We start from the raw sequence: 21,507 nt of genomic DNA on the forward strand, positions 1-21,507 counted from the left end.
CACCGCCGTCACCGGCAACCAGGCCGCCGAGACCGCCGGCGGCATCCTCAACGGCGGCACCGCCACCACCTCGCGGTCACCGGTCACGGACAACCTCCCGAACAACTGCACCGGCTCCACCGCACCGGTGCCCGGCTGCACCGGCTGACCGGGCTCCACCGGCGAAGAGCACCGCCCGGTCACCGCCGCACGCGCCACCGCCGCCTGTACCGCCCGCTCCCGCCGCCGCTCTTCCGGTGACCTGGCGGTTGCCGATCCGTACACCCACACGTCCCGCACTCCGGCAGCGAAAGAACCCCGGTGCCCGGCGCCGGGCACCGCCCCGGCGCGCACAGAGCGGGCCCGCCGGGGCGGTCCCCGTGTCGGCTGTGGACGGCCCCTCGGCTCGGCAGAGCCGGGTGTCCGGCGGCTGTCGGGGTCAGCTGTCGCCGGGCGGCCGGGTCTTCGGCGGGTGGCGGGAGTGGAGAGGGCGGAGTGTGGGTGTGGTGAGCAGAGTGGTCAGGGTCGTGTACGGGTCGGTGTCGTTGCCTCGGGACAGGATGACGATGCCGGTGTCCAGGTGGGGGAGCCGGACGAGGAGAGAGCGGTGGCCGGGGTTGTCGCCGTGGTGGAAACGGGCCGGGTGCCCGGACAGCGTGCCGAGGAAGACTCCGTAGCCGTATCCGGTGGCGGTCAGCGGTGTGTGGCCGTGAGGCTCGGGGACGGCGTGGGCGGTGAACATGAGGTGGAGGGGACCGGGGCCCAGGAGCCGTCCCTGTTCCAGCGCCCGGGCCCAGCGGGCGAGGTCCCGGGCGGTGGACCACAGGTCCCCGGCGCCCGGGAGGCACGAGGGGTCCGTCGCCCCGGAGCCCGTACCGTCGCCGGTGCCGGTGTGGTGGAGGCTCAGTGGGTCAAGGACCCGGTCACGCAGGATGTCCTGGTACGGGTGCCCGGTGACGTACTCGATCAGCAGGGCGGCCAGGACGTAGCCGGGGCTGCTGTAGCGCCAGCGCCGGCCCGGGGCGGTGAGCGGGAGCAGGCGCATCACGCGGGCGGCGGTGTCCGCGCGGGAGAGCGGCACGCGGGGTCCGGACCCGGTAGCAGCATCCCAGTGGGGCAGTCCGGAGGTGTGCGTCAGCAGATGGTGCGCAGTGATACCGGCCCACGCTGCCGGGCTGCCCGGCAGCCGGTGGGCCATCGGGTCGGAGAGGGACAGGAGCCCGTCCCCGGCGAGGAGAAGAGCGGCGGCGGCCGTGAACTGCTTGCTGAGGGAGGCGATCTGAAAGCGTGTCCCCGGCCCGGCGGTATCCGTGTACGCCTCGTACACGATGGTGCTGCCACGGGTCACCAGCACCGCTCCGGTCAGCGTCATGACGCAAGCCAAACATATACGGATGAAATATGGTGGAAGCTGCTCATGGGGACATCCGCCCCGGAGGAGGCGAGGGTGGATCGGAGACAGCGGGCGACGACCCGGGCACGGGTCTTGGGCGCGGTGACGGACAAGCGGCGGCCAGTCCGGCCCTCAGTCCCGTTCCCAGCATGCCGCCTCGGCCTCCCCGCCCCTCTGGATGCTTCTTCCGACCTGGGCGATCGTTTTCAGGCGGGGTGCTGCTGCGTGGTGCGTGAGTGGAGGAAGACCACGGTGGTGGCCGCCGCGGTGGCGACAGCCAGGGCCGCCAGCGCGAGGCCGGTGGCACTGTCCGGGGAGGTGACGGGCTGCCCCCGGTGGGCCTGCCAGGTGAGGATCCCCGTCAGGCCGAGGCAGCAGGCGGCGGCGATCCAGACCAGGGCGGTACGGTGCCGGGGACCGAGGAGCCGGGGGCCGAGGGTGAGGAGCAGGCCCAGCAGAATCAGGGCCTGGAGGGAGTGGACGCCCACGAAGTGCGGGACGCGCCAGTCCCCGCCGACGGTGCTGAAGTTGGTGACCGGCCACCCCGGGCCGCCGTCGGGCGGGCCGACCGTGTGCGCGCCGATGTATGGCATACCGCGCCCCAGGTCGGCGGCGGCCTCCTGCGCGGGCGTGGCCTGCACCATGAGGTAGACGGCGACCATGCTCACGGTGACCACCACCATCCCCAGCCGCAGGGCCCAGGCCAGGGCCGGCGGCTCGACCCGTCCCCGTAGCAGCAGGAACACGGTCACCAGACCGATCACCAGCAGCACCAGCGACGCCGCCAGCATGGTCATGATCCTCACGACGCTGACAACGCTGGTGAAGTTGAAGTGGCTGGTGGTCCCCTCCGCCACCGCCCAGGTGCCGCCCGCGCCCTCGACGGCCACGCACACCACCGCTGTCCAGGACATCACGCTCACCAGACGGACATGGCCCCGGACGAAGGACATCAGCCAGATCAGCGTGACGGCGAACAGGCCGAAGGAGAACGCGAACCGGGCGGGCTTCGCCCACGCCGGCTGCCCCGTGATCTCCCGCCCGTCCACGACCAGCCCCACCAGAGCGGTCGCCAGGAACAAGCCCGCGACCACCACCGTGGCGACCATCGGCGGGTTGAGCACCCACATCCTGCGTACCAGGGACCGTGTCCCGGACACCTCCACGACAGATCCGCCCTCCCTCGGCAACCAGACTGTTGTCCATGTTCCCGACGGGGCCGATCAGCCGGCCGCCCGCACGGCGGTGTGATCACCCGGCCGGTCCGCGAACCTCCACCACCTGGCCCACCATCCACCCGCCCGTCCCGTACCAGAAGGCGCCGCCCGGCCGGGCCGGAACAGGAAATCGCCGCACCACCGGTCCGGGCCGCTGGAAGCGTCACGCGCGAGAGCAGGCCCCAAGATCGAGGAGCGCGCAGGTGCCCACCAGCTTTCTGATCGAGGAGCAAGCGCCGCCGGTTCGGCCGGTTCGCCGGAGACCCGGACGAGGGCCAGCTCGCGGGGTCGTTCCTCCTGGACCGGACCGCGCGGCGCCGGGCGATGGCCGCCAAGGGCGCCCGGAACCGGATCGGCCTCGCCGTTCAGCTCGGAACCGTCCGTTACCTGGGGACCTTCCTCGACAACCCGGAGGACGTCCCCGGCGTGGTGGTCGACTAGGTCGCCGAACAGCTCGGACTGGACCCCACCTCGTTCGCCGGGTACGGCTCCCGGGAGGCCCGCTGGGACCACCAGGAGCAGATCCGCAGCGCGTACGGGTACGTGAAGTTCGGCTTCGACCAGTGGTTCGGCCTGGCCCGGTGGCTGTACCAGCGGGCGTGGATCGGGTCCGAGCGCCCGACCCTGCTGTTCGACCTGGCCACGAAACGGCTGGTCGACCGGAAGGTGGTGCTGCCTGGGGTGACCGTGCTGGAACGCCTGGTCTCCGGCACGCGTGAGCGGGCCGAGAAGCGCCTGTGGGCGACGCTCGCCGCGGCCCCGAGTGCCCGGCAGGCGGGCGGACTCCAGCACCTGGTCGTCGTCCCTGCGGGGAAGCGGCTGTCCGAGCTGGACCGGCTGCGCCGCTCGCCGAGGGACATCACCGCCCGCGGGGTGGGCAAGGCTCTTGAGCGGTACGAGGCACTGCGCGCGTTCGGCGGGGACGGGTGGGATCTGTCCGCGATACCCCCGGGGCGGCTCCAGTCGCTGGTGCGCTTCGCTCGGGCGGCCCGCGCCCAGGCGGTTTCCGACCTCGCCGGCGAGCGGCGCCTGGCCACCCTGGTGGCGTTCGCCGCAGTGATGCCGCAGATCGCCGCCGACGAGGCGATCGAGGTGTTCGACCTGGTGATGGGCGACCTGATCCGCTCCTCCAGCACCAAGATGACCCGACAGCGGCTGCGGACGCTCAAGGGCCTGGACGCCGCGGCGATCCTGCTGCGCACGGCCTGGATCACCGTGTCCTCGGCTGCCGCCGACCCGGACGGCGATATCCGTGCCGTCCTCGACGCCATGGACGTGTCCCCGTTCCATACCGCCGCGGAGACGGTCGAGGTGCTGGCCCAGGAGCCCGACGACGGCGCCGAGCAGATGCTGGCCGCCCGCTACAACACCATCGCCCGCTTCCTCCCCGACCTGCTGAAGACGTTCGCGTTCGAGGCGAGCCCGGCGGGCGAGCCGGTGCTCGACGCGCTCGCGTTCGTGAAGTCCCTCAAGGGCAGGCGCCGCCCCATTCAGGGATGGGAGGTCCCCGCCCGGTTCCTCACCCCCGCGTGGCGGCGCCTGGTCTTCCCGCCCCCGCCGATGCCCGTGGGCAGCGTCGAGAAACGCGCCCTGGTCGTCGCCTCCACCGAGGCCCTGCGCACCGCCCTCCACCGGCACGAGGTCTACGTTCCGGGCCTGCGCAAATGGGGCGACCCCAACGCCCGGCTGCTCAACGACACCGCATGGGAGGCCGCCCGCTTGCGCGTCTGCGAGGAACTCGACCTCGACCCGCAGCCGGACACACTCCTCGCCAACTGGACCGGCCGCCTCGACGCCGCCCACCAGGCGTTCGCCGACGGCCTGGCCGCCAACCCCGCCGTACGGATCGAGCAGCAGGGCGGCCGGGACCGGATCATCCTCACCGGCCTGGACCGCCTGGACGAACCCCTCTCCCTGCGCGAACTCCACCGCGAGGTCGAAGCCCGCCTCCCGGCCGTCGACCTGCCCGAGATGGTCCTGGAGGTCAACTCCTGGACCCCCTACCTGAGCGACTTCACCCACGTCTCCGAAGCCAACTCACGGATGGACGACCTCGAACTCTCCATGGCCGCCGTCCTCACCGCCGAGGCCACCAACGTCGGCGGCGAGCTGGCCTCCGCCGACGGCCTGCGCTTCATCACCCCGATCCGCACCCTGAACTCCGGACCGAACCCGAAATACTTCGGCACCCGCCGGCGCGGAGTGACCTTCTACAACTTCCTCTCGGACCAGTTCAGCGGCCTCCACGGCATCCTGATCCCCGGCACCCAGCGCGACTCCTTCTACATCCTCGACGGCCTCCTCGAACAGGCGACCGCCCTGCGCCCCCGTCGAGGTCACCTCGGACACCCACGGCTCCTCCGAGATTGTCTTCGGCCTCTTCCGCCTCCTGGGCTACCAGTTCTCCCCCCCCCGCCTGGCCGACTCCGGCAGCGCCACCCTCTACCGGGCCGACCCGGACGCCGACTACGGCCCGCTCAACCCGCTCACCCGCGACCGGGTCAACCTCAAGCAGATCACCAGCCACTGGGACGACGTCCTGCGCGTCGCCGGCTCCCTCCACTCCGGCACGATCAAAGCCTCCGAGGTCCTGCGCGTCCTCGCCCCGGGCGGCAAGCCCACCCCGACCGGCAAGGCCATCATGGAGATCGGCCGCCTGGACCGCAGCGCCTACCTGTCCTCGTACTTCACCGACGAGCTGCTGCGGCGGCGCATCAACACCCAGCTCAACCGGCAGGAGTCCCGCCACAGCCTTGCCCGGAAGATCTTCCACGGCCAGAAGGGCGAACTCCGGCGCTCGTACAGGGAGGGCCAGGAGGATCAGCTCGGGCCCTGGGGCTGATGCTCAACATCGTCATCCTGTGGAACACCGTCTACTTGCAGCAGATCATCGCCGAGATGCGCGCCGAGGGCATCCACATCCGGGACGAGGACATCGCCCGCCTCTCCCCGCTGAAGTACGCCCACATCAACTTCCACGGCCGCTACAGCCTCGCCCTGCCCGCCGAGGTCGAAGGCGGACAGCTCCGCTCCACCCGCAAGCCCGAAACCGCCAGCACCGTGCTCTAGGAAGACCCCTCCGGCTCGTCCGACACCCGGGCGAGCCGGTACCGGACCTTCTCATGCGACAGACCCACCTGCGCGCCGATCTGCCGCAGTCCCCAGCCCTCCGCCCTCGCCGCGGCCATCCCCTTGTCCAGGGCCGTGTCCGTCACCTCCCCCAGCGCCTGCCGCAGCTGAGTCACGAGCCGCAGCCGGATCGCGGGAGCCAGCTCGTCCAGACCGGCGCAGAACCGCGCCACGTCCGCCTTCAGGAAACCGATCGTCGAGTCATCGCTCACCCCGACACCCTGACCACCCGGATCACCGGCTGTCAAAACTTCTGACAGCAACACCGGTTTCCTGGGCCGTTCCTACTCGGACCCCAGGCTCTCCCGCGCGTGCCCCTGGGCGAAGGGCGCCGGCCGCCGCCTTGAGCCAGGGCACCGGGCGGGCCGTGACCTCCGCCGCGGTGATCCCCTCCGAGCGGGCGAGGGCCACCGCCTGGAGGAAGCCGGAGAACATGCCGTGCGTCCCGCTGAGGACGGCGATGCCGTACACCGCCGCCGGCCCCGCGTCGTCCCCGGCGAAGCCGCTCGGGCCGAGGAGGCCCAGCGCGGCGCGGTTCGCCTCGAAGGCGGCGCGGTCGCCCGCGTGGAGCACGAACGCCTCCGGGGGTGCCGATGGTCCGCGGCACCGTGTCCACCGCGCCGGCGCGCCGCTGCCCCCGGCGGAACGCGGCGACGCGGACCGGATCTCCCACGCCGCCCGCGCGGCCCTCGGGCCCGCCGCCCGCACCGCGGCCTTCGACCGCGGCACCTCGCCGGCCACCGAGGACGTCCGTGCCCTGCCGCCCCCGCCGACCTCCCCCTTCTCCGGCGGGCTGACGGACCGGCCCGCTCCGGCGGAGCGCTGGGTCACGCCCCGGCGGGGGTGCTCCCGGACCGGGCCGCGTCCATCCAGCCGATGAGATCGTCCGTCAGCGGCTCGGCTCCTGTGCCGGGTGGGCCGATACGGTCGCCGAGCGTGCCGAGATCCTGTCGGTACACCGTGGTCCGGTCGCGGCCGTGGTGGCGCATGAGGAGTCCGCCGCCCTCGCCGTCGTCCCCGATCAACACCCAGCCGGGCGCGCGCCGCGCCATGCCGAAGGTCCTGTTGCGCTCCTGGACGAGGTGCGGACCGTAGATCAGCACGCCGTTGCCGAGCAGGGCGCCCGGCGTCGACCGCCACAGCCGGGCGACCGTCGGGTTGGGCCCGTCGCCGAGTCCGCGCGAGCGGGCCGCCGCGACGGCCAGGAACCCGGCGAAGGACTCCGCCACCGGGTACTCCTCACCGTCGAGCCCGTCGCGGCGCACCACCGGGTGTTCCCCGTCACCGGCATCCCCGCGCCGGTCGAGGGCGAAGAAGTAGCTTTCACCGCAGTCCGGTTCGACCGCGAAACACAGCCGGGTGCCGGTCCGCCGCCACCCGGCGGTGATGTCCTCGTACAGCTCGTCGGTGTCGGTGTCGGTCTCCGGTGCGAGGGTCGCGATCTCCGCTCCTCCGGCCCGGCCGTGGCCGAACGCGCTCAGCCACCAGCGGTACGACACCGGCAGCGGGCCGGTGCGGGCCTCGGCCGCGCGGAGCGCCGGCTCCGGGAGGGCGGCGGCCGGGGCGCGGCCGAATCCGGGGGACGCCTCGATCAGATGCCGGAGCTGCGACAGATCAGGTCTCACCGGACCGAGTCTGCCAGGACGGTTCGCCCGGCGGCCCCTGGGCCCCGGGCGCCGCCCCGGCCCGCCCGCCCCTGCGCGGCGCGCCTTTCTCCCCCATGTGGTGGGCGTGGCCTGGGGGCTTCGTCTAGGTTGGGGACCCGTACAACTGTCAACAACCGTCCGCAGAAGGCTTTTCCGTGACCGAACCCGATGTCAGCCTCTCCCGTGCCGAGGGTGTCCGCGCCCGGATCGACACCAGGACACCCCACTCGGCCCGCTTCTGGAACTACTTCGTCGGGGGCAAGGACAACTACGAGGTCGACCGGGTGCTCGGGGACCAGATCAAGCAGATCTTCCCCGGGCTCGTCGACGTGGCGCGCACCAGCCGCGAATTCCTCGGCCGGGCGGTCGGGTATCTCGCCGGGGAGCAGGGCGTCCGCCACTTCCTGGACATCGGCACCGGCCTGCCGACCGCCGACAACACCCATGAGGTCGCCCAGCGGATCACGCCCGGCGCCCATGTCGTGTACGTCGACAACGACCCGCTGGTCCTGGCCCACGCCCGCGCGCTGCTCACCAGCACACCCGAGGGCAGGACCGCGTACATCGACGCCGATCTCCATGAGCCCGAGGCCGTGATGGAGCAGGCGGTACGGGTCCTGGACACCTCGCAGCCGGTGGCCCTGATGCTCCTCAACGTCCTGGGGCACGTCGGCGACCACGGGCGGGCGCGCGAGCTGGTCCGCCGGTTCATGGAGCAACTGCCCTCCGGCTCGCATCTGGTGATCTGCGACTCCACCGCCACCAGCCCCGGCATGATCGCCGCCTCCGAGGCGTACAACGCCAGCGGCGCCATCCCCTACCACGTGCGCCCCGTCGCCGAGATCGCCGGATTCTTCGACGGGCTGGAACTGGTGGAACCCGGCATCGTCCGCGTCACCCACTGGCGCCCGGACGGCGCCGCGCCGCTCCCCGGCGGCGCCGAGCAGGTCGACGCCTACTGCGGTGTGGGCCGCAAACCCTGACCCCCGCCCCCGACAAGCCCCGGCCCCCGGGCGCCCGGCGCGGATAATGACCCCCATGGACGACAGGGACCGCATAGCCGCCGGGCTGCTCGACCTCGCCCGTACCGACGACACCATCACCGGGGCGGCGCTCACCGGCTCCCTCGCCACCGGGGACGCCGACCGCTGGTCGGACATCGACCTCGCACTCGCGGTCCGCGGTGACCTCGCCGCGCCGGCCGGCCGCTGGACACGCCGTCTGTACGAGGAGTTCGGCGCGCTGCACCACTGGGACCTGCCGTCGGACGACCGGATCATCCGGATCTTCCTGCTGCCCGGCCCGTACGAGGCCGATCTCAACTTCACGCCCGAGGAGCGGTTCGGTGCCCGGGGACCGCAGTGGCGGACCCTCTTCGGGCGCGAGCTGCCCCAGGCCCCCTTTCCCCCTCCGGACACCCGCGCCCTCGCCGGTCGCGCCTGGCACCACGCTCTGCACGCCCGCAACTGCCTGGAGCGGCGCCACTGGTGGCAGTGCGAGCACTGGATCGGCTCCCTGCGCGCCGTGGTGATCACCCTCGCCTGTCTGCGGCTCGGGCTGCCCGCCGCGAACGGCAGGGGCGCGCATCTGCTCCCCGCCGCCACGGCCGCCGCACTGGAGCCGGCCCTGGTCCGCTCGCTGACCGAGCCGGAGCTGCGCCGCGCCCTGGAGGCCGCCGTCACCGCGCTCACCGGCGAGCTGGAGCAGACCGACCCCGCCCTCGCCGCCCGCCTGGGGCCCACGCTCGCCGGGCTCGTGGGGCGCGCCGCGGCATGACCGCCCTCGGGGGCTGGGAATGCGCCGCGCTCGCCTTCGCCGCTGTGCTGGTCGGCTTCTCCAAGACGGCCGTCAGCGGCGCCAACACCATCAGCCTCGCGATCTTCGCGGCCGTGCTGCCCGCCCGGGAGTCGACCGGGGTCCTGCTGCCGATCCTGATCGCGGGCGATCTGGTCGCCGTCGCCGTCTACCGCCACCACACCCACTGGCCGACCCTGCTGAGGCTCTTCCCCGCCGTCGCCGCCGGGGTCGTGGCCGGCACCGGCTTTCTGTTCTGGGCCGACGACCGGGCGGTACGCGTCTCCATCGGCGCGATCCTGCTGCTGATGGCCGGGGTCACCGGGTGGCGGCACCGGCCCGGCACCGGGGAGGCCCCGACAGCGGGGGAGGGGGACCCGGGCCGGCTGAAGGCCCGCTCCTATGGCGTGCTCGGCGGCTTCACCACCATGGTGGCCAACGCGGGCGGGCCGGTGATGTCCCTCTATCTGCTCTCCGCCGGCTTCCGGAAGCTGGGCTTCCTGGGCACATCCGCCTGGTTCTTCCTCATTGTGAACACCTCGAAGGTGCCCTTCAGTGTCGGGCTCGGTCTCATCGACCGGCGCTCGCTGCTGCTGGACGCGGCCCTGGTGCTCCTGGTGCTGCCGGGGGCCTGGCTGGGGAAGCGGTGCGCCGACCGGATCGATCAACTCCTCTTCGACCGGCTGGTCATCGGGGCGACGGTGCTCGGCGCGCTCCATCTGCTGCTCGTCCCGCCCTCGGGTTGAGCGGGGCGCCCCGGTCAGCGCGTCAGGCGGGGAGCCTCGGCGCGGGCGTCGGCCCCGGCACCCGCCTCCACCCGGGCCACCAGTTCCCGCGCCCAGAGCACGAGCCCCGCCACATCGATGCCGTGGGGATCGCGGAACCCGGCGATCCGGTCCGCCCCGCGCAGCAGCAGCCGCGCCCCGCCCCGGGCGTTTCCGCGCGCCGCGTGGGTCAGCCCGACCGCGAGCTGCGCCAGCCCCCGCCACAGCTCGCGCTCCTCCTGTGGCCCGGACTTCCAGGCGTCCTCGAAGACCTCGTGGGCGTGGAACGGCTTCCCCTCGTCCAGTAGCGCCTGCGCCTCCGCCAGCGTCCCCCCGGGCGAGCGCACCACCCCCTCGGGCTGCCGCTCCACCCCCGGAGCGCCGTACGGCAGCGGTCGCCCCAGCCCGTCACGGGGGCGCGCGCTGCGGGCGCGCCCTTCGGTGTCCCGGTCTCGCGGTGCGCTGGTCATGCCCCCGATTCTCACCGAGTCCCGCGAGTGCCGCACCGACCGTGATCGGGCGGGTCGGGTCCGCCCGGAGAGTGGGGTAATGTTGTCCCTGCGCGCCGGGCCTCGGCCCACCAGGGCGCGCGAACGGGACGTGGCGCAGCTTGGTAGCGCACTTGACTGGGGGTCAAGGGGTCGCAGGTTCAAATCCTGTCGTCCCGACCAGCGTTTTCGCAGGTCGCAGGCGGTATCGGAGAAATCCGGTGCCGCCTTTCCGTTGTTCTGGGGGACCACGCGGCCCAGCGGCGCCTTCCGGGGGCGGGCTGGACGGCCGGGCCGAGGGGCGCGCGGACGGGGTTGAGGTGGGCGGTGAAGGCGGTCCCGGCACCAGTGATCTGAGACATGTCTGGGTGGAGGTAGCGCTGGGTGGTGAGAGACGATTGAGAAGCCTGCCGACGTCCTAGCTCTCGCTGCCCGAGGAACCCCGAAAGCCACGATCTTCAACAACCGGGAAGGCATGCTCGGCATCCGCAGCCCAGGCATCGATCTGAGCATGGGACGACCTGATGGCGTTGATCAGTTCCTCCACCACGTCAAGCTTCGGCTGGTGGACGTTCAACCTCAGATCCTGCATCGACAGCTCGCGATACGGCATGCTCAGCTGCCACCAGAACCGCATGAGGTAGCGACACTCCTGCGGGGCACGGTCGTCTGCCAGGCGATCATGAATGACCGCCCGGACACGCCGTCTCTGTTCGTCGTCACGGAAGCCGTTGCTGAGGTCGGTGAGGGTCACGCCCGGACAGTAGCAACCACATGCGTCACCCATCACCGGGCCCGTGAAGAAGCCAAGCGGGTCATTCCGTGAGGAGTTCTTATGGCACCGAAGCAACAGAGCAGCCTGTCGATCGGGTTGCGATGTACGCGGACGGCCGACCGCGCAGTCGGCCGCCGAGACTTCTTCAGGCGGGGACTAACGAGGTTCAGGAAAGCCTGGTAGATCGAGCGGTGTGGGGATGAGGGACAGACCGTCATCAGGAGCGCCGCCTAGAAGCACGCGGTAGTGCTCACCATCGGTAGGGGGGCACGGGAGCACTTTCCTTCCCGCGGCCTGTCCGCTTCGCAGGGCACTCAGCGCTTCGTCACCACTGGTGGCGACGATTCGGTGATGGAAGTAGTGGACGGTCCCGATGTCCAGGGTCCAATTATCGATCGTGATTTCGAAGTTCGGTGACGTAAGCCGAAGGCCTCGGGTTCACTGCCGAGAACCGTCTCCATTTCCGGCGCGGTCGAAGGACGGCTGCCCGATCCGGTCCCAGTCAATGGCCATCAGGTGCCCTCCAAGTGCTGAAAGAGATCCTGGCACACGCCTACGACAACAGCCGAGTCGGCAAGAGCAGAACCGAGAGCAGATGCCCCCACCCGCCGCCTATCGGCATCGGCAGCCGCTTGGCCGAACGGTGTTCGCGAGCTGGTCCGGCTGTGTGGCAGCGCTCGACGGGATTGATTCCGTCGGGCGCTGCCCTCTGCTGTAGGTCGTCCCGGCCCGCATCGGCTTTATCGGCGGCGGTGTGGAGCCGGTGCTCCTGCCTGCCGGACCGTGCTGTGCGCGTGCCACACCGCAACGGGGCCGGGCCTCTGTGGAGAGTGTTCACCAGTCCCCGGCGGCGGGGACCGGTGATCGGTGGTCGGTCAGGCCCTGCCGTAACGGTATTCGGAGGCGACGGTGCCCGAGGGGGTGCGCAGGGTGGCGGTGTCGCCCTTGTCGTTCCAGATCGCACGCTTGCTGTGGAAGGAGAAGCCGCCCCATTCCGGATGGATCTCGTTGGTGTGAATCCGGATGCGCCGTCCGGGCCAGAGGATCGCGGACGGCAGGGCGAGATTCTGGCCCTCGTCTCCCGCGTCCACGGTCCAGCCGTCGAGGTTGACCTGGTACACGCTGCGGTTGAGGATCTCCACGTACTCGTCCGACTGGGTGCGTGCGATGTTGCCCTGGTGCACGGTGGTGATCCGCAGGTCCGGGGCGTCGGTGCGGACCATGACCGCCATCACGGAGACGGCGGTGTCACTGTTCTCCGGGCTGGCGAAGGAGGGGTTCACCAGCGGGCTCGGCGTGGTTTCCCGGCCCGGGGCCGCGAACCTGGTGACGTGGGCCACGTAGGTGGTGCCGTCGAGGTCGATCCCGGGGCCCCAGCCGCCGAGGAAGTCGATCACGTCGTCGACGGGGCCGCCCAGGTCCGGGGTCTCCTGGTGGCGGATCGCGTAGCCGTTCTGCAGAGAACGGCCGTCGGGGAACGTGAGGGTCAGTGCCAGCCGGGCGATGAAGCCGGGGCCGGCCCCGGTGGGGCGGTTCGCGTGGGTCAGGGTTCCCACGACGAACTCCGAGCCGTCCGTGGGGATCTCACCGGTGGCACCCTGGAAGGTGAGGGAGTTGGGTGCGCCGCCCTCCGGCGGTAACCCCCAGGTCAGCTGTCCCGTGCCGAGCCCGCCGGCGTGGGGCGCGGGCGGAAGCATCACAAAGTCCAGCCAATGGGCTGTCGACGTGGCTGTGTGCATGTCCTGAACTCCCTTGTCCCCACCTGGCCATCCCAGGCATCCGCCGACCGAACGTAGTCGGCAGACCTCCAAACCATGCCGACTATCGGAAAATCCGGGCACCCGGGCGGACGGTCCGGTAAATTACCCCGCCGCCCTGGCCCATACCGCGCCGGATGCCGTGCCGGTTGCAGACCTCGGCGAAGGCGTCAGCGCTGTATCGGGCGCCCCTGTCGGTGTGGAAGGCGACGCCGTGGACCCGGCCGCCACGGGCGGCCACGGCCGTCTCGATCGCTTCGGTGACCAGCACGAGTACCTCGCGTCACCCCTGGCGCCGCTCACCAGGTTCTCGATCACGGATCGTCAGGAGTTGCGCGAGCGCCTCGAGACGACGAGGCGGAATGGCTGGGCCGTGACGGCGCAGGACGTGACGGTGTGGAGCGCGTCGGTGGCGGCTCCGATCCGTGACCGGCACGGAGAGGTTGTGGCCTCGGCCGCGGCCATCGGTTACCACGAGGACGGCGGGCACTCGGCCGCGACGCTCCGGGGCGTCGTCGAGCCGGCCCGGTCGTTGTCCCACGCGCTGGGCTGGCGGCTGGACTGGGGCCGGGCCAGGGGCCGGCGGCCCGTCCCGGCGGGGCCCCTTGGGCTCGCTCGGCCCCGGGAACAGCACCGGGGCCGAGCGGGGCGGAGGGGATGCGCCGTCAGAGGCTCGGCGGCGTCCACAGGACGGGGTCGTTCGCCGGTGACATCTTCGCGAGGATCAGTTCGTCGAAGGCGTTGGCGGTTCCCCACTGGTCCTGCTCCTCGGGGGTGGTGCCCCAGACTTTGGGGGTCCAGCCGTGCTCTTCGTCGATCTGGATCAGCTCGGTCGTGTACTCCATGACGAAACCGCTGGACGGCTCCTGGAAGTACGAGTAGGTGTTGTCCCCGGCGCCGTGCCGTCCGGGGCCCCACAGCGGCTGGACGCCCGCGCGCATCAGTCGTCCTGTTCCGCGCATGAACTCGTCGATCCCGTTGAGTTCGAAGGACACATGGTTCAGGCTCGTGTGCCGGGAATGGGCGAACGCCAGGATGTGGTGCCAGCTTCCGGTGCGCAGAAAGCAGAAGAAGTCCTGGAGCCAGTCCGAGACCTTGAAGCCGAGGACCTCGCCGTACCAGGCGACCGCCCGGTTCACATCGGTGGTGTTGAAGACGGCATGGCTGATGAACTTCGGCCTCGACTCGCCGCGCTCGACCGGGCGGTGGGCACGCTGCTCGACCTCGGTGGCGAGTTCGATGGCCCGGCCGTCGCAGTCGAAGAAGGCGCACGCGTAGCCGCCGCCGAATTCGGCACGGTCACCCGGTTCGCGAATGATCTTCGTGCCGCTCCGCGCGACCCGCTCGAACAATTGGTCCACTCCGGCCCGGTCCCGGACGTCGAACGTGGTGAGTTCGATGCCGGCGACATCGTTCTCGCGCAGCTTGATGATGTAGTTGCTGGGGCATCCGGACCCGAAGTAGCTCCTGCCCTGCTCCTCGGTGACCAGATCGAGTTGCCAGAGGTCGCGGTAGAAGCCCCTGGCGACGGGCAGATTCTCGACGGCTATCGCGACGGATCGCACGCTCGTGATCGGATGGGGGACGGGAAGGCGCATGTGATTCTCGCTTTCTTGCCGAAAGGCCGGCCGCGGTCGCCCGGCGAGGCGACCGAGGTCACCAGGAGGTGGCGATGTACTTCGATTCCATGAATTCGAGCATTCCCTCGGAACCGCCCTCACGGCCGAGACCGCTCTCCTTGACGCCGCCGAACGGTGCCGCGGGATCGGAGAGCAGCCCGCGATTGACGGCGACCATGCCGGCTTCGAGTTCGCCGGCCATCCGCAGGCCGCGGCGCAGGTCGGAGGTGTAGACGTAGGCCGCGAGTCCGAGGTGGGTGTCGTTGGCGGCGCGGACGGCCTCGTCGTCGGAGTCGAAGGCGATGATGGCCGCGACCGGGCCGAAGATCTCCGTGCGCACGATGTCGGCCCGGGGCGGGACGTCGACCAGGACCGTGGGCGCGTAGAACGAACCCGCACGCGCGGGCCGTTCGCCGCCGACGAGGACCCGCGCACCGGCGGCCACCGCCGACTCGACCAGGGAGGCGACCTTGTCGACGGCGCGGTCGTTGATCAGCGGGCCGCACCCGGTCGCCGGGTCGGTCCCCGGGCCGACGACCAGCTCGGCGAACCGGCCGGCCAGCAGCCGGGAGACCTCTCCGACCAGTGAGCGGTGCACATAGATACGGTTGGCCGCGGTGCACGCCTGTCCGCCGTTGCGCATCTTCGCGGTCATCAGGCCGTCGACGGCCTGGTCCGGGTCGGCGTCGTCGAGCACGATGAAGGGCGCGTTTCCGCCCAGTTCCATGCTGGACTTGAGGACCGTGTCAGCCGCCTCGCGCAGCAGGACGCGCCCCACCTCGGTGGAGCCGGTGAACGACAGGGCCCGCACGCGGGGGTCGTGGAGCATCGCGCTCACCACCTCGCCGGAACGGCTCGTGGTGACGACATTGATGACACCGTCCGGAACCCCCGCCTCCGCGCAGATGCGTGCGATGAGGTAGCTGGTGAGCGGGGTCTCCGATGCGGGCTTGAGGACGACCGGGCAACCGGCGGCCAGCGCGGGCGCGATCTTCCGGGTGGCCATGGCCGCCGGGAAGTTCCACGGGGTGATCAGCACGGCGACCCCGATCGGCTCGTAGGAGACCATGATCTGGTTGGCCCCGTTCGGCGAGGTGCCGAGCTGGCCCGTCGTCCGTACCGTCTCCTCCGCGTACCACCGGAAGAACTCCGCCGCGTAGTCGACCTCGCCCAGGGCGTCGGAGAGCGTCTTGCCGTTCTCCAGCGAGATGAGCCGGGCGATCTCGTCCCTGCGCTCGGTCATCGCCTCCCAGCAGCGGCGGAGGATCTCGGCCCGCCCCCGCGGACTGGTCGCCCGCCAGGAACGGAAGGCCTTCGCCGCCGCGTCGACAGCGGCGAGCCCGTCGTCGACGGTGCCGTCGGGGACGCTGCTCAGCAGCTCGCCGGAGGAGGGGTCGAGCACGGCGATCGTGTCGCGCCGGCGGTTCGGGGGCGCCGTGCCGATGATGAGATCGGAGTACGGCGAGGGCAGGGATGTCGTCATCGGGGATTCCTTCGCTGCGTGTCGCGGGAGACCGTCAGGCCGGGTTGCGGCCGGCGAAGAACTCGCTGTCCGGGGAGTCCGTGACGTCGAGTCCGGCGGCCACGGCAGCGGCGCGGAGCTGTGCCATCTGCCCGTCGTTGATGCGCGACAGCGGTGCGCGCATGGGTCCGCCGTTGAAGCCATTGAGCCACCCCTGGTACTTCCACAGGTAGCGGTGGACCATGGCGGTGCCGGCCACGGCCTGCCCGACGGCGGCGGAGTCCGCCTCGCGCACCGGGTGAATCCTCCAGTAGATCTCCATCGCGTCGTCGAACCTCCCCTCGCGCATGAGGGCGAAGTAGCGGGCGACCCAGGGCCCGTACGCCTCGTAGTTCGATGTGCCCATCCACTGCATCCCGTACATCGAGTGCCATGCGGGGGAGTTGGACTCGATCGGGTCCATGACGATGACCTGGTCCCGGTACCTGTGGAAGATCTCGGCGATGCCGCCGACCCCCGGACCGCCGACCTCGCTCTTCACCGCGACGACGTTCGGGATCTCTTCGATCATCCGGCCGATCAGCCGCGGTGAGAAGTGACTCGGGTGCAGCCGGCGGAAGTTCCACAGGTGCATCGCGAAGATGATGACGCCGAGATTGGTGCTGTCGGCCACGGCCTTGGTGTAGTCGAAGACCTCCTGCTCCGTGGCCGGGTAGAAGGTCAGCGGGTAGGACAGGAGGACGAAGGTCGCCCCCCGCCTCTCCGACTCCCGGACCAGGCGGATGTTGTCCTCCAGGGTCGGCAGCGCGGCGTGGACCACGGTCTGCAGCTCGTCCCCGGCCTCGTCGATCGCGATCTCGGTGACCTGGAGAAGCTCCTCGAAGGAGGTGCCGCACTCCGACACGATGAGCGTGCTGGACATGCCCATGTTCTTCTCCATGCCGATGTCGTGCCGGACGGCACGTTCGTTGATCCCGGCCAGATCTCCGGTGAAGGTCGGCATCACGCAGCCGCAGATGCCGGTCATGTTCTGCTTGGCCCAGTCGCGGGCTTCGAGGCGTGAGTAGCTCATGGACGGACTCCGTTCGTACGGGTCGGCGCGAATCCGCAGCGCCTATGAATATCCATATAGTGGATACAGCGCCCACTCTGTGGATGATTGCGGAGGCTAGCAATCACTCCGGACGGGGTCAATGGTTCGGTGGCGGGCTGCTCGGCCCGCCCCGGGCCGGCCCTGTCGCACGCCACTCGCTCCCGATCCGGTGCCGTCGTGGCCCGGGGGTCCGGAGGGGTGAAGCGGGGCTTTTCCGGGCGTTCCCGCGGGCGTTGACACCCGTCAATCGCGGTTGTAGCTTCACCGCACCCACTAAATGGATGATGTATCCACTATGTGGATAAGACCTGTGCCGCGCTGGACGACAGGAGTCTGCAGATGATCAGGGCGACAACGACCGACACCCGTGTGAGCCGGCAGTCGTACTGGGGTGACGACGAGTTCCGGCTGGAGATGGAGCGCATCTTCCGCCGGTGCTGGCTCTTCGTGGCGCACGAGAGCGAGATCGCCGAACCCGGTGACTACGTCACGCGGAACCTGGGTGGCGAGGACGTCATCGTGACCCGCGACGAACAGGGGGAGATCCGGGCGTTCCTCAACTCGTGCACTCACCGGGGAACCCAGCTGTGCCGTGCCGACCTCGGCAATTCCTCGCACTTCCGGTGCAGCTACCACGGCTGGACCTTCTCCAACTCCGGTGACCTCAAAGGGGTTCCGGAACGCAAGCAGGTCTTCGAGCCGTCCTTCGACAAGTCGGCGTTCGGCCTGGTCCGCGTCCCTCATGTGGAGAGCTTCCACGGGCTCGTGTTCGCGAGCTGGAACCCCGGCGCGCCGCCCCTCGCCGAGGAACTCGGGCCGGCCGCGTGGTACCTCAGGGGAGTCCTCGACAAGGCCGGCGACCTGGTGGCGCTCGGCCCGCCGGCCCGCGCCCGGGTCCGGACCAACTGGAAGCTCGGTTCGGAGAACTTCGCCGGAGACGGATACCACCTCGCGACCACCCATCAGAGCCCGATCGAACTGGGCACCTACCTCAACACCGAGGCCTTCCCCCAGCTGGAAGGTGTCTCGATGGCCGATATGCGGGGCCGGTGCGTCGTCGCCGGAAACGGCCACGCGTTCCGTGTCCAGCACTACGACCTGCCCGGGACCGAGCCGATGTTCTTCGGCTATCCGCCCGACAGGTGGCAGGAGATGGCGGAGGGGCTGGAGCCCGGCCAGATCGACCTGATGTCACGCCAGTCCGTCTTCCACGGCAACATCTTCCCGAACCTGTCGCTCATCGACGCCGCTTCCCTCAGCTCCGGGGACGACACGCCGGCCGTGTCGTACGTCCAGTTCCGCGTGTGGCAGCCGATCGACAGCATGCACAGCGAGCTGATGCTCTGGGCGCTCGTGCCGCGGTGGTACGACGACGAGCAGCGCGCGCACTCGCTCCGGGCCAACCTGCGGATGGTCGGCCTGGCCGGCATCTTCGACACCGACGATCTGCAGAACTGGACGAGTGTCGCGGACATGAGCCGCGGCTCGGTCGCACGCGCGACGGACTTCGTCTACGAGGGCGGCCTCTCCGCGCCGAAGGACACGGAGAAGACCTGGCCCGGGGACGTCTACGACATCGATCACTCCGAGACGAACCAGCGGGAGCTGTACCGCCGCTGGGCAGAGCTGATGAACGACGAGACGTTCGCCTCCACCGGAGCGGGCCGGAGGGCGGCCCGATGAGCGCACGTACCGCCCGGCCCGCCCGGTTCCGGGCCGTGGACGCCGAGACGTCGGGCTCGCTGCGCCACTTCTACGACATCGAAGCGCGACTGCTGGACGCCTACGACTACCCGAACTGGCTTCCCCTCCTGGAGGACGAGTTCGTCTACCGCGTCCCGGTCACCGTCACCCGCGATGACCCGTCGCTGGCGCCGGTCTTCCCCGGCGCGTATCTGGTGGACGAGTCACGGGACTCGCTGGCCTCGCTGTGGGCGCGCCGCTTCGAACCGGACCACATCGACTTCGCCTGGGGCGAGGTGCCGCTGCACCGAATCCGCCGCTTCGTCACCAATGTTGTCGCGGAGCCCGGGGAGCGGGAGGGCGAGTACATGATCGACAGCAATGTGTTGGTGAGCGTCGTCCACCAGTCGCACCCCGCCGTCATCGCCCCGGCGGGACGACGTGACCTCGTACGGCGCCGCCCGGACGGCTGGGGCCTGGTGAGCCGCACCACCGTCTTCGACGAGAGTGTCATCCGGCTGCCGCATCTGCGGATGGTGATCTGAGTGCCGGGCGGCGACCTGCCCCACGCGGTCGCTCCCCCCGGCGACGACAGCGTCGTCGAGGCCGAGTTCACCGTGATCAACGAATTCACGGCCGTGCGGATCAGCAAGATCAGGACCCCGAACGGCCACCGGGCCGAGATCCGGTCGCTGCGTCTGGGCCATCGCGTACGCCTCGATCCCCTCGGCCTCGAAAGCATCAGCTGGCAGTCGCCGGACGTGTTCTCCCACTTCCTCGACCAGCCCTTCGGGCCCGAGCCGGACCAGCCCTTCGGGCCCGAGCCGGACCAGCCCTTCGGGCCCGAGCCGGACCAGCCCTTCGGGCCCGAGCCGGACCCGTCCCCCCTCTGACCCGACAAGCGGCACGGCCGCGATCGAGAAAGGTGTCGAACATGCTTCTTCTGACGGACGACCAGGTCCGCGCCTCCCTCCGGATGGACCAGCTCGTCGACGCGTTGCGCGACGGATACCGGGTCGAGGCCCGAGGCGGGGTCCAGCTCCCCGACCGTGTCAACCTGGACGCGCCCCCCGGATTCTTCCGCCTCATGCCCGGGATCGTCGGCGGCGCCGGCGTGATGGGCTTCAAAGTGTTCAACCAGGTCGCCGCCGGCGGCGTCCAGTACCTCATCGGTCTCTACGACGAGACGTCGGGCGAACTGCTCGCCCAGTTGGACGGCGCCTACCTCACCGCCGCCCGGACGGGCGCCGCGACCGGGGTGGCGGCGGGTCTGCTCGGCCCCGCCGGCCCGGTCGAGGTCGGGCTGATCGGCTCCGGACTGGAGGCCGAGACCAACCTCGAAGGCGTCTGCGCGGCCATCGAGGTGGCCAGGGTCTCGGTGTTCAGCCCCCACACGGAGCGGCGCGAGCGGTTCGCCGCGCGCATGGCCGAACGGCTCGGCATCGCCGTCGCCCCGGTGGACGCGGCCGAGCGGGCCGCCTCGGCCCCGGTGGTGGTCGTGGCGACGAACACCGGAATGGGCACCGGACGGGTGGCCCTGCGCGGGGACTGGCTCGCACCCGGTGCGACGGTCCTGTCGATCGGCTCCACGATGCCCGCCCTGCGCGAGCTCGACGTCGAGGTGATCGCCCGCTCCGCCCTCGTCGTCAGCGACGCCCCCGAACAGGCCCGTGGCGAGTCCGGTGACCTGATCGCCGCGGACGGCGCCGGGGTGCTCGACGGCAAGATGCGATCGCTCGCGGAACTCGCCGTCGGGGGAGCGGGCCGTGAGAACCCCGCGGACATCGTGGTCTACAAGTCCGTGGGGACGGCGCTGCAGGATCTCGTCGCGGCCCGCGCGGTGTACGGGGCCGCCCGCGCCACCGGCACCGGGACCGAGTTCGGCCTCCTGTGCGTCAAGAAGCCGGCCGGGTCATGAGCGCGCCCGTCACCCGTGGGCGCACGGCGCTGGTCACCGGAGCCGCCAGCGGGATCGGAGCCGCCACCGCCCGCGCGCTCGGCCGCGCCGGGTTCGCCGTGGCGGCCGTGGACCTGTCCGGGGCCGGGGCGCGGGAGACCGCGGACGAGATCCGGTCCTGCGGCACGGCAGCCGCGGCCCGCGCGGTGGACGTCACGGACGGCACCGCCGTCGCGGACGCGGTCCGCGCCGCGGAGGACGAACTGGGTCCCTTGGAGGTGGTGGTGCACGCCGCCGGCATCTTCGACCAGAACCTGCCGTTCGCGGAACTCACTGACGCCGTCTGGGAGTCGGTGATCCGGGTGAACGTCCAGGGGACCGTCAATGTCCTGCGCGCCGCGCTTCCCGCCCTGGTCGGGCGGGGGCGGGGGAGCGTCATCACGGTGGCGTCGTCCGCCGGGCTCGTCCCCCGGGGCGGCGGCGCCGCGTACATCGCGTCCAAACACGCCGTGGTGGGCCTCACCCGGAAGGTGGCCGCCGAGGTCGCGGCCCACGGGGTGCGCGTCAACGCGGTCGCACCCGGCTGGATACCGACCCGGCTCTTCGAGACCAGCGCGGCCGCACTGCGTGCCGGCGCCCGGTCGGGGGACATCCCGGACGAGCCGCCGCCCGTCGGCGGCGGAGTCCCCATGCGGCGGCCCGGCACGGTGGACGAGGTCGCCGACGGGATCGTCTTCCTCGCCGACGACCGGTCCCGCTACATCACCGGGACCGTCCTGCCGATCGACGGCGGCTATCTCCTCGGCTGACG

The 21,507-nt window shown here is 71.0% G+C and carries 20 protein-coding genes, 1 tRNA gene and 3 pseudogenes; 13 read left to right on the forward strand and 11 right to left on the reverse strand.

All coding sequences use genetic code 11. From position 1 onward, the window contains the following. Positions 1-418: 418 nt before the first annotated feature. Both ABT122_RS10095 and ABT122_RS10100 read right to left on the reverse strand, forming a co-directional pair. The gene (locus ABT122_RS10095; protein WP_351548189.1) at positions 419-1,351 is read right to left on the reverse strand and encodes a serine hydrolase domain-containing protein; all 933 of its coding nucleotides are present in this window, start codon (positions 1,349-1,351) and stop codon (positions 419-421) included. 227 nt (positions 1,352-1,578) lie between these two features. Then, positions 1,579-2,532 (reverse strand): hypothetical protein, encoded by a 954-nt coding sequence (locus tag ABT122_RS10100; RefSeq protein ID WP_351548191.1) that lies wholly within the window; start codon positions 2,530-2,532, stop codon positions 1,579-1,581. Between ABT122_RS10100 and ABT122_RS10105 the strand changes: the two genes are divergently transcribed. From ABT122_RS10105 to ABT122_RS10115, 3 genes and pseudogenes are all read left to right on the forward strand, one after another. Then, complete coding sequence (locus ABT122_RS10105; protein WP_351548440.1) at positions 2,489-2,623, forward strand: hypothetical protein; 135 nt, start codon at positions 2,489-2,491, stop codon at positions 2,621-2,623. The two genes, ABT122_RS10100 and ABT122_RS10105, sit on opposite strands and share 44 nt — an antisense overlap. 206 nt (positions 2,624-2,829) lie before the next feature. Beyond that, a pseudogene (locus ABT122_RS10110) lies at positions 2,830-4,902 on the forward strand (DUF4158 domain-containing protein); the annotation flags it as partial. Positions 4,903-4,954: 52 nt separating this feature from the next. Continuing rightward, positions 4,955-5,658, forward strand: a pseudogene (locus tag ABT122_RS10115) (Tn3 family transposase). Here ABT122_RS10115 and ABT122_RS10120 read toward each other — a convergent pair. The 3 genes from ABT122_RS10120 to ABT122_RS10130 all read right to left on the reverse strand — a co-directional run bounded on the left by ABT122_RS10120 (position 5,655) and on the right by ABT122_RS10130 (position 7,343). Further along, positions 5,655-5,930 carry a hypothetical protein gene (locus ABT122_RS10120; protein ID WP_351548194.1) on the reverse strand — a complete coding sequence of 92 codons (276 nt, stop codon included), beginning with the start codon at positions 5,928-5,930 and terminating at the stop codon, positions 5,655-5,657. The pseudogene ABT122_RS10115 and the gene ABT122_RS10120 overlap by 4 nt on opposite strands. A 22-nt stretch (positions 5,931-5,952) precedes the next feature. Next, positions 5,953-6,291, reverse strand: coding sequence for an imine reductase family protein (locus ABT122_RS10125; protein WP_351548196.1), 339 nt, complete (start codon positions 6,289-6,291; stop codon positions 5,953-5,955). Between the two features lie 254 nt (positions 6,292-6,545). Beyond that, positions 6,546-7,343 (reverse strand): SMI1/KNR4 family protein, encoded by a 798-nt coding sequence (locus ABT122_RS10130; protein ID WP_351548199.1) that lies wholly within the window; start codon positions 7,341-7,343, stop codon positions 6,546-6,548. Between the two features lie 176 nt (positions 7,344-7,519). Here ABT122_RS10130 and ABT122_RS10135 point away from each other — a divergent pair, with 176 nt between their 5' ends. Genes ABT122_RS10135 through ABT122_RS10145 form a run of 3 tightly spaced genes read left to right on the forward strand, consistent with a single transcriptional unit; the run spans position 7,520 to position 9,904 of the window. Further along, positions 7,520-8,347 carry an SAM-dependent methyltransferase gene (locus ABT122_RS10135; protein WP_351548201.1) on the forward strand — a complete coding sequence of 276 codons (828 nt, stop codon included), beginning with the start codon at positions 7,520-7,522 and terminating at the stop codon, positions 8,345-8,347. A gap of 55 nt (positions 8,348-8,402) precedes the next feature. Beyond that, positions 8,403-9,140, forward strand: a complete 738-nt coding sequence (locus ABT122_RS10140; RefSeq protein ID WP_351548204.1) for a nucleotidyltransferase domain-containing protein — start codon at positions 8,403-8,405, stop codon at positions 9,138-9,140. Next, positions 9,137-9,904 carry a sulfite exporter TauE/SafE family protein gene (locus ABT122_RS10145; RefSeq protein WP_351548207.1) on the forward strand — a complete coding sequence of 256 codons (768 nt, stop codon included), beginning with the start codon at positions 9,137-9,139 and terminating at the stop codon, positions 9,902-9,904. Before ABT122_RS10140 ends, ABT122_RS10145 begins: the two co-directional genes overlap by 4 nt. 14 nt (positions 9,905-9,918) lie before the next feature. Here the strand turns inward: ABT122_RS10145 and ABT122_RS10150 are convergent, their stop codons facing one another. Then, entirely contained in the window at positions 9,919-10,392 is a 474-nt protein-coding gene (locus tag ABT122_RS10150; protein ID WP_351548210.1) for a DUF309 domain-containing protein, read from the reverse strand. 124 nt (positions 10,393-10,516) lie between these two features. Between ABT122_RS10150 and ABT122_RS10155 the strand changes: the two genes are divergently transcribed. Beyond that, positions 10,517-10,593, forward strand: a tRNA-Pro gene (locus ABT122_RS10155). 235 nt (positions 10,594-10,828) lie between these two features. On the opposite strand, the gene ABT122_RS10160 is transcribed toward ABT122_RS10155, so the two are convergent. Together ABT122_RS10160 and ABT122_RS10165 are read right to left on the reverse strand one after the other, a co-directional pair. Then, on the reverse strand, positions 10,829-11,164 hold the full coding sequence (locus ABT122_RS10160) for a hypothetical protein (RefSeq protein ID WP_351548213.1): 336 nt from the start codon (positions 11,162-11,164) through the stop codon (positions 10,829-10,831). Between the two features lie 896 nt (positions 11,165-12,060). Further along, positions 12,061-12,924, reverse strand: coding sequence for a lamin tail domain-containing protein (locus tag ABT122_RS10165; RefSeq protein ID WP_351548216.1), 864 nt, complete (start codon positions 12,922-12,924; stop codon positions 12,061-12,063). A 232-nt stretch (positions 12,925-13,156) separates the two neighbouring features. Here ABT122_RS10165 and ABT122_RS10170 point away from each other — a divergent pair. Then, positions 13,157-13,384 (forward strand): annotated as a pseudogene (locus tag ABT122_RS10170) (IclR family transcriptional regulator domain-containing protein); the annotation flags it as partial. 223 nt (positions 13,385-13,607) lie between these two features. On the opposite strand, the gene ABT122_RS10175 reads toward ABT122_RS10170, so the two are convergent. The 3 genes from ABT122_RS10175 to ABT122_RS10185 form a co-directional block, all read right to left on the reverse strand. Beyond that, positions 13,608-14,507 (reverse strand): VOC family protein, encoded by a 900-nt coding sequence (locus ABT122_RS10175; protein WP_351548219.1) that lies wholly within the window; start codon positions 14,505-14,507, stop codon positions 13,608-13,610. A gap of 91 nt (positions 14,508-14,598) precedes the next feature. Beyond that, positions 14,599-16,044 carry an NAD-dependent succinate-semialdehyde dehydrogenase gene (locus ABT122_RS10180; protein ID WP_351548222.1) on the reverse strand — a complete coding sequence of 482 codons (1,446 nt, stop codon included), beginning with the start codon at positions 16,042-16,044 and terminating at the stop codon, positions 14,599-14,601. A 34-nt stretch (positions 16,045-16,078) separates the two neighbouring features. Continuing rightward, complete coding sequence (locus tag ABT122_RS10185; RefSeq protein ID WP_351548225.1) at positions 16,079-17,095, reverse strand: dihydrodipicolinate synthase family protein; 1,017 nt, start codon at positions 17,093-17,095, stop codon at positions 16,079-16,081. Between the two features lie 360 nt (positions 17,096-17,455). Between ABT122_RS10185 and ABT122_RS10190 the strand changes: the two genes are divergently transcribed. Genes ABT122_RS10190 through ABT122_RS10210 form a run of 5 tightly spaced genes read left to right on the forward strand, consistent with a single transcriptional unit; the run spans position 17,456 to position 21,505 of the window. After that, positions 17,456-18,799 carry an aromatic ring-hydroxylating oxygenase subunit alpha gene (locus tag ABT122_RS10190; protein ID WP_351548228.1) on the forward strand — a complete coding sequence of 448 codons (1,344 nt, stop codon included), beginning with the start codon at positions 17,456-17,458 and terminating at the stop codon, positions 18,797-18,799. After that, the gene (locus ABT122_RS10195; protein ID WP_351548230.1) at positions 18,796-19,344 is read left to right on the forward strand and encodes an aromatic-ring-hydroxylating dioxygenase subunit beta; all 549 of its coding nucleotides are present in this window, start codon (positions 18,796-18,798) and stop codon (positions 19,342-19,344) included. Before ABT122_RS10190 ends, ABT122_RS10195 begins: the two co-directional genes overlap by 4 nt. Continuing rightward, positions 19,345-19,692: a hypothetical protein gene (locus ABT122_RS10200; RefSeq protein WP_351548233.1), complete on the forward strand. Its 348-nt coding sequence runs from the start codon at positions 19,345-19,347 to the stop codon at positions 19,690-19,692. 41 nt (positions 19,693-19,733) lie between these two features. Next, complete coding sequence (locus ABT122_RS10205) at positions 19,734-20,717, forward strand: ornithine cyclodeaminase family protein (protein ID WP_351548235.1); 984 nt, start codon at positions 19,734-19,736, stop codon at positions 20,715-20,717. Further along, a complete protein-coding gene (locus ABT122_RS10210) occupies positions 20,714-21,505 on the forward strand; it encodes an SDR family NAD(P)-dependent oxidoreductase (protein WP_351548238.1) in 792 nt (263 codons plus the stop codon). The genes ABT122_RS10205 and ABT122_RS10210 overlap by 4 nt, the downstream gene beginning before the upstream one ends. Positions 21,506-21,507 lie beyond the last annotated feature (2 nt).

The organism is Streptomyces sp. NPDC001985, from assembly GCF_040296845.1.
Taxonomy (GTDB): domain Bacteria; phylum Actinomycetota; class Actinomycetes; order Streptomycetales; family Streptomycetaceae; genus Streptomyces.

What these genes read in the sequence shown, in the direction of transcription:
- ABT122_RS10095 (WP_351548189.1), bottom strand. Translation starts at nt 1,351, where the DNA reads ATGACGCTGACCGGAGCGGTGCTGGTGACCCGTGGCAGCACCATCGTG.
- ABT122_RS10140 (WP_351548204.1), top strand. Translation starts at nt 8,403, where the DNA reads ATGGACGACAGGGACCGCATAGCCGCCGGGCTGCTCGACCTCGCCCGT.
- ABT122_RS10145 (WP_351548207.1), top strand. Translation starts at nt 9,137, where the DNA reads ATGACCGCCCTCGGGGGCTGGGAATGCGCCGCGCTCGCCTTCGCCGCT.
- ABT122_RS10150 (WP_351548210.1), bottom strand. Translation starts at nt 10,392, where the DNA reads ATGACCAGCGCACCGCGAGACCGGGACACCGAAGGGCGCGCCCGCAGC.
- ABT122_RS10165 (WP_351548216.1), bottom strand. Translation starts at nt 12,924, where the DNA reads ATGCACACAGCCACGTCGACAGCCCATTGGCTGGACTTTGTGATGCTT.
- ABT122_RS10180 (WP_351548222.1), bottom strand. Translation starts at nt 16,044, where the DNA reads ATGACGACATCCCTGCCCTCGCCGTACTCCGATCTCATCATCGGCACG.
- ABT122_RS10185 (WP_351548225.1), bottom strand. Translation starts at nt 17,095, where the DNA reads ATGAGCTACTCACGCCTCGAAGCCCGCGACTGGGCCAAGCAGAACATG.
- ABT122_RS10190 (WP_351548228.1), top strand. Translation starts at nt 17,456, where the DNA reads ATGATCAGGGCGACAACGACCGACACCCGTGTGAGCCGGCAGTCGTAC.
- ABT122_RS10195 (WP_351548230.1), top strand. Translation starts at nt 18,796, where the DNA reads ATGAGCGCACGTACCGCCCGGCCCGCCCGGTTCCGGGCCGTGGACGCC.
- ABT122_RS10205 (WP_351548235.1), top strand. Translation starts at nt 19,734, where the DNA reads ATGCTTCTTCTGACGGACGACCAGGTCCGCGCCTCCCTCCGGATGGAC.
- ABT122_RS10210 (WP_351548238.1), top strand. Translation starts at nt 20,714, where the DNA reads ATGAGCGCGCCCGTCACCCGTGGGCGCACGGCGCTGGTCACCGGAGCC.